Here is a 5,941-nt window from a genome sequence, read left to right on the forward strand (position 1 = left end):
GAGGTGCTCATGCGCAACGCGGGTCGCGTGCTCACCCGCGGTCAGCTGATCGATCGCGTCTGGGGCACGGACTACTTCGGCGACACCAAGACCCTCGACGTGCACATCAAGCGCATCCGCTCGCGCATCGAGCAGAGCCCGAGCGACCCCACGATGCTCGTGACCGTGCGCGGTCTGGGCTACCGCTTCGAGGCCTGAGCCCGACGACGACGAAGGCCCCGGAGGAGATCGAGATCTGCTTCGGGGCCTTCACCGCTTCGCGGCGCGGGTGGTCAGGGGACGAGCGGCGCGAGGTAGTCCTGTTCGCCGTCGAGCACCGGCACGGGCACGACGGTCGTCTCGCCGTCGCCCGACTGGAACGACATCGGGATGTCGGTGCCCGGCATCGCTCCGCCGAGGTCTTCGATCAGCAGCGGCTCGGTCTCATCGGACCCGAGGCTGATGACCGTGTTCGCGGGGACGCGGATCGTCGCGGTGCCCACCGACCCGGCGTCGCCGATGTCGATGCGGAGCGTCTCGGCGCTGTCGGTGCCGTTGACGACGGCGGCGACGAGGTTGCCCTGCTCGCCGTCGTCGGTGACCACGAGCACGTTGCGCACCTGCAGGGGACCGGAGGTGTCGGGGACCATCATCCCGTCACCCGGCGAGTACTGGATGGTCGTCGCCTGCGTGGAGATCATGCTGCAGCCGGTCGCCCCCAGGACGACGGCCGCGCCGAGCGCCAGAGACGCCAGTCGCCGCGCAGCGGTGCGGTTGTTCGAGATCACGGATCCTCCCGGGACGGATGACGGCATCGTCTCCGATTCTAGGGTGTCACCGGCGCGGGTGCCGACCGGGGCCGTGACGGGCCGCCGCCCGCGGTGGAGAACCTTAGCGTATGTCGCCTGTGGTATTCTGGAGGTTGCCGAAGGGACATAACTCCATGCTTTTTGAGGTTGGCGAAACCGTCGTTTACCCCCACCACGGAGCGGCGACCATCATCGAGGTCAAAGACCGTGTGATCAAGGGCGAGACGAAGAAATACCTGAAGCTCAACGTCACCCAGGGCGATCTGGTCATCGAGGTTCCGGCGGAGAACGTCGACCTCGTCGGCGTCCGCGACGTGATCGGCAAGGAAGGCCTCGACAAGGTCTTCGAGGTGCTGCGTGCCCCCTTCACCGAGGAGCCCACCAACTGGTCCCGCCGTTACAAGGCGAACCTCGAGAAGCTTGCTTCCGGTGACGTCATCAAGGTGAGCGAGGTCGTCCGCGACCTGTGGCGCCGCGATCAGGACCGTGGGCTCTCCGCCGGCGAGAAGCGCATGCTCGCGAAGGCCAAGCAGATCCTGATCTCGGAGCTCGCCCTGGCCGAGAAGACCGACGAGGACAAGGCGAGCGTCATGCTCGACGAGGTGCTCGCGAGCTGATCTCCCCGGTAGCGTGATGCCGTGAGCATCACTCCGGTTCCCCGCGTCGCCGTCGTCGTCGTCGCGGCCGGCGCCGGCACCCGACTGGGCGCCGGCGGGCCGAAGGCGCTCGTCGGCATCGATGAGCATTCGCTGCTGCGGCACTGCCTCGCCGGTGTCTTCCGCGCCGCTGCGGCGCAGGTGGTCGTCGTCGCTCCCGCCGGGCGGGAGGGCGACGCGCTGACCGAGGCGATCGAGGCGGCAGGCGAGCGGCGCGACCTCGTCACCGTCGTGACGGGAGGGGGCTCGCGCCAGGAGTCGGTGCGCGCGGGTCTGGCCGCCCTGTGGGGTGATGTCCGTTACGTGCTCGTGCATGATGCGGCGCGCGCGCTCACGCCGCCCGACGTCTTCGCGCGCGTGATCGCCGGTCTCGAAGCCGGCGCCGACGGCGTCATCCCGGTGCTGCCGGTTATCGACACGATCAAGCGCGTCGAAGACCGCGCCGTCGTCGGAGCCGTGGACCGTTCCGAGCTGTCCGCGGCGCAGACGCCGCAGGGTTTCCGCCGAGACGTGCTGGATGCCGCCTACCGCGCCGTCACGCGCGAGCACACCGACGACGCCGCGCTCATGGCCGAAGCGGGGCACGACGTGTCGGCCGTGGCGGGCGACCCGCTCGCGTTCAAGATCACCACGCCGGCCGACCTCGAGCGCGCCCGTCATCTCGTCGCGGCGGATCCGCTCCCGGTGCGCCACGCGACGCTCACCCCGACCGGCGGGGCGCCTCGTGTGGGCGTGGGCACGGACGTTCACGCCTTCGCGACGAGCGGCGACCTCCGTCTCGCGGGCCTGTCGTGGCCGGGGGAACCGGCCCTGGCGGGGCACTCCGACGGGGATGCGGTGGCACACGCCATCGTCGACGCCCTGTTGTCGGCGGCGGGTCTGGGAGACATCGGAACCCACTTCGGCACGGGCCGCCCGGAGTACGACGGCGCGCACGGCGAGGTCTTCCTCACGCGCACGGTGGGCCTTCTCGGGGAGGCGGGCTGGCGCGTCGGAAACGTCGCGGTGCAGATCCAGGCGAACCGCCCGCGCTTCTCGCCGCGGCGGCTCGAGGCCGAGAGCGCGCTCTCGGCGGCTCTCGGCGGGGCGCCGGTCTCGGTGTCGGCCACGACGACCGACGGCCTCGGGTTCACGGGTCGCGGCGAGGGGGTGGCGGTCACCGCCGTCGCGCTGGTGCTGCCCGCCTGAACGGGAGCCGTCAGCCTTCGACGGCGAACGGCTCGGGATCGCGCGGGGTGCGCGCTCCCCACGCCAGCAGGGCCAGCCCCGCCCCGAGAACCGCGAGGCCGAGGAGAGCGACGGTCGGCAGGCGTTCGCCGAGCACGACGACGCCGAGAAGGGTCGCCGTCAGCGGCTCACCCAGCGTGAGCGTCGCAGCCGTCGCGGCGGTGAGGCCGCTCAGTCCCCAGGTGAAGACGGTGTAGGCGACGGCGATCGTCGCCACCCCCAGCCACGCCGTCATGGCGATGCCCGCGGGGTCGGCCAGCCACGTCAGGTCGACGAACGGCAGCGCTCCGAGGGCCAGCACGCCGGAGCCGGCGCCCATCGCCCCGACGACGAGGAACGGATCCCACCCGGCGTCGAGCAGGCGGCGCTGGGAGACGGCGATCACGGCGAAGCTGGCGCCGGCGCCGAGCGACCCCGCGAGGCCGGCCGGGTCGGTGCCAGCCTCGCCGCCGCCGGCGAACCCGAGCATCACGACGCCGGCGGTGGCGAGAGCGGTCGCGCCGATCCACGTCGCGGTCGGGCGGCGACGGGTGAGCATCCATTCGGCGACACCGGCGAGGACCGGCGCCGACCCCAGGGCGACCACCGTTCCCACCGCCACGCCGTTGCGTGCGGTGCCGAGGAAGAACAGCGGCTGGTAGACGGCCAGCGCGACGGCGGTCAGGGCCATCAGGGCGAGAGCCCACGGTGTCACCCGAGGTTGCGGTGTCGGCGACCGCCGCGCTCGACGGGCGGCGAGGGGGAAGGTGATCGCGGCGATGGCGATTCCGCCCACGATCAGCCGCATCACGCCGACCGACAGCGGCGTGGTCCCGTCGGGGCCGAGCACCTGCGCGGTGCCGGTGGTGCCGAACAGCATCGCGGCGACCAGGACGGCGAGAACGTGCAGCACCACACCGTTCTACCCCACCTCAGTGCGCCGCCTCCCGGGGCGGCCGCTCGGCGCGCCGCGGGTAGGCTGGGCGGGTGACTCTCCGGCTCTACGACACCAAGGCGCAGCTCCTGCGCGACTTCGTGCCGATCGATCCCGCGAACGTCACCGTGTACGTCTGCGGCCCCACCGTGCAGTCGGGGCCCCACCTGGGGCATCTGCGCGGCGCGTTGAGCTTCGACATCCTTCGCCGCTGGCTCGCCCACCGGTACGACCGCGTGACCTTCGTGCGCAACGTCACCGACATCGACGACAAGGTGCTCGAGAAGGCCGTCGACGGCGAGCCGTGGTGGGCGCTGGCCTACCGCATGGAGCAGGAGTTCAGCCGCGCCTACGCGGCGATCGGCATCCTCCCGCCCACCTACGAACCGCGGGCGACCGGCTCCATCCCGCAGATGATCTCGCTGATCTCGCGACTGATCGATCGCGGTCACGCCTACGCCGCGGCGGGCGACGTCTATTTCGACGTGCGCTCCTGGGCCGCCTACGGAGACCTGACGCATCAGAAGGTCGACGCGATGGAGACCGCGGCCGACGCGGATCCGCGCGGCAAGCGCGATCCCCACGACTTCGCCCTCTGGAAGGGCGCGAAGCCGGGGGAGCCGGCCAGCGCGTCGTGGGATTCGCCCTGGGGCGCGGGGCGCCCGGGCTGGCACATCGAGTGCTCCGCGATGTCGCGCCGCTACCTCGGCGGCGACTTCGACATCCACGGCGGCGGCCTCGATCTGCGCTTCCCGCACCACGAGAACGAGCTGGCCCAGTCCACCGCCGCCGGCGACGGCTTCGCCCGGTACTGGGTGCACAACGGCCTCGTGACCGTCGGCGACCAGAAGATGTCGAAGTCGATCGGCAACGTCCTGCTCGCCGACGAGGTGCTCGCCGATCGTGACCCGCTCGTCGTGCGCTACGCGCTCGCCGGCGCCCACTACCGGTCGAGCCTGGACATCTCCGCCTCGAGCTTCGCCGAGGCCGAGGCCGCACTCGAGCGCATCCGAGGCTTCCTCGACCGCGCCGTGCGCACGCTGCGCGACGACACGGTCGACCTGCGCGTGACGGCCGTAATCCCCGACCGGTTCGCGGCGGCGATGGACGACGACCTCGGCGTGCCGCAGGCGCTCGCCGTGCTGCACGAGACGGTCCGGGCGGGCAACGCGGCACTGGAGGCGGGCGATCGGGATGCGGCGCTGCGCGCCTTCGCCGACGTCGCCGCGATGACCGGCGTGCTCGGCATCGACCCGTTCGATCCGATGTGGCGCAGCGACACCGGCGACGCGCACGCGACGGCGCTCGACGCGCTCGTGCAGACGATGATCACGCAGCGGGCCGACGCGCGCGCGACGAAGGACTGGGCCACGGCCGATCGGATCCGCGACGCCGTCGCCGCCGCCGGCATCACCCTGGAAGACACCCCCGATGGAACACACTGGAGCTTGAGCGATGGCTAAGCCAGGACGACCCGGCGCGAGCCGGGGCAAGAAGAAGGGCCCCACGAAGGGGTCCGGCGGACAGAAGCGACGGTCGCTCGAGGGCAAGGGCCCCACGCCCAAGGCGGAGGACCGCGCCTGGCACCCCGCCGGCAAGCGCAAGGCCGCCCAGGACCGCTACGTCGCCGCGGGCGGCAAGGGGCGTCCGGGAGCGAAGCCCCAGGGCTCGAACCCGAACCGCTCCGGCCGCGGATCCTCCGACGACACCGAGACCGTCACCGGGCGCAATTCCGTGCTCGAGGCGCTGCGTGCGCGCATCCCGGCCACGGCGCTCTACGTGGCGCAGCGGGTGGAGATGGACGATCGCGTCAAGGAGATGCTGTCGATCGCCACGAATCGCGAGATCGCGATCCTCGAGGTCACCCGGCCGGAGCTCGACCGCATGGCCGGATTCGACGGCGTGCACCAGGGTGTCGCCCTCAAGGTGCCGCCCTACGAGTACGCGCACCCGCAGGACCTGCTCGAGCAGGTGCTCGACACCGGCGCGACCCCGCTCCTGGTCGCCCTCGACGGGGTGACCGACCCGCGCAACCTCGGGGCCATCATCCGCTCGACCGCCGCGTTCGGCGGTCAGGGGATCATCCTGCCCCAGCGACGCTCGGCCAGTGTCAACTCCGCCGCGTGGAAGACCAGCGCCGGCGCGGCCGCGCGCATCCCGGTCGCTCTCGCGCCGAACCTCACGTCCACGCTCAAGGAGTACAAGAAGCAGGGGGTCTTCGTGCTCGGGCTCGACGGCGGGGGCGACGTGTCGCTGCCGAAGCTCGAACTGGCCGACCGGCCGGTCGTGATCGTCGTCGGCTCCGAGGGCAAGGGGCTCTCCCGCCTGGTGACCGAGACGTGCGACCAGATCGTGTC

General features: G+C 71.8%; 7 protein-coding genes. 5 read left to right on the top strand and 2 right to left on the bottom strand.

Going from position 1 to position 5,941, the window contains the following annotated elements; all coding sequences use genetic code 11:
• Nucleotides 1-198: winged helix-turn-helix domain-containing protein (locus B4E30_RS09405; RefSeq protein ID WP_286794980.1), on the top strand; the 198-nt coding region annotated here is incomplete at its 5' end.
• Nucleotides 199-272: 74 nt separating this feature from the next.
• On the opposite strand, the gene B4E30_RS09410 is transcribed toward B4E30_RS09405, so the two are convergent.
• Nucleotides 273-794 (bottom strand): hypothetical protein, encoded by a 522-nt coding sequence (locus B4E30_RS09410; RefSeq protein ID WP_071044453.1) that lies wholly within the window; start codon nucleotides 792-794, stop codon nucleotides 273-275.
• Between the two features lie 128 nt (nucleotides 795-922).
• Between B4E30_RS09410 and B4E30_RS09415 the strand changes: the two genes are divergently transcribed.
• Together B4E30_RS09415 and ispD are read left to right on the top strand one after the other, a co-directional pair.
• Nucleotides 923-1,405 (top strand): CarD family transcriptional regulator, encoded by a 483-nt coding sequence (locus B4E30_RS09415; protein WP_071044454.1) that lies wholly within the window; start codon nucleotides 923-925, stop codon nucleotides 1,403-1,405.
• Nucleotides 1,406-1,426: 21 nt separating this feature from the next.
• Complete coding sequence (gene ispD / locus B4E30_RS09420) at nucleotides 1,427-2,632, top strand: 2-C-methyl-D-erythritol 4-phosphate cytidylyltransferase (protein ID WP_286794982.1); 1,206 nt, start codon at nucleotides 1,427-1,429, stop codon at nucleotides 2,630-2,632.
• 10 nt (nucleotides 2,633-2,642) lie between these two features.
• Here the strand turns inward: ispD and B4E30_RS09425 are convergent, their stop codons facing one another.
• The gene (locus B4E30_RS09425) at nucleotides 2,643-3,563 is read right to left on the bottom strand and encodes a DMT family transporter (RefSeq protein WP_286794985.1); all 921 of its coding nucleotides are present in this window, start codon (nucleotides 3,561-3,563) and stop codon (nucleotides 2,643-2,645) included.
• A 74-nt stretch (nucleotides 3,564-3,637) separates the two neighbouring features.
• Between B4E30_RS09425 and cysS the strand changes: the two genes are divergently transcribed.
• Both cysS and rlmB read left to right on the top strand, forming a co-directional pair.
• Nucleotides 3,638-5,047: a cysteine--tRNA ligase gene (cysS, locus tag B4E30_RS09430; RefSeq protein ID WP_286794987.1), complete on the top strand. Its 1,410-nt coding sequence runs from the start codon at nucleotides 3,638-3,640 to the stop codon at nucleotides 5,045-5,047.
• The coding region (rlmB, locus tag B4E30_RS09435; protein ID WP_286794989.1) for a 23S rRNA (guanosine(2251)-2'-O)-methyltransferase RlmB at nucleotides 5,040-5,941 on the top strand (902 nt) is incomplete at its 3' end. The genes cysS and rlmB, both read left to right, overlap by 8 nt.

It is taken from the genome of Microbacterium sp. UBA3394 (genome assembly GCF_002358725.1).
In the GTDB taxonomy this organism is placed as follows: Bacteria; Actinomycetota; Actinomycetes; order Actinomycetales; family Microbacteriaceae; genus Microbacterium; species Microbacterium luteum.

What these genes read in the sequence shown, in the direction of transcription:
- B4E30_RS09410 (WP_071044453.1), bottom strand. Translation starts at nt 794, where the DNA reads ATGCCGTCATCCGTCCCGGGAGGATCCGTGATCTCGAACAACCGCACC.
- B4E30_RS09415 (WP_071044454.1), top strand. Translation starts at nt 923, where the DNA reads ATGCTTTTTGAGGTTGGCGAAACCGTCGTTTACCCCCACCACGGAGCG.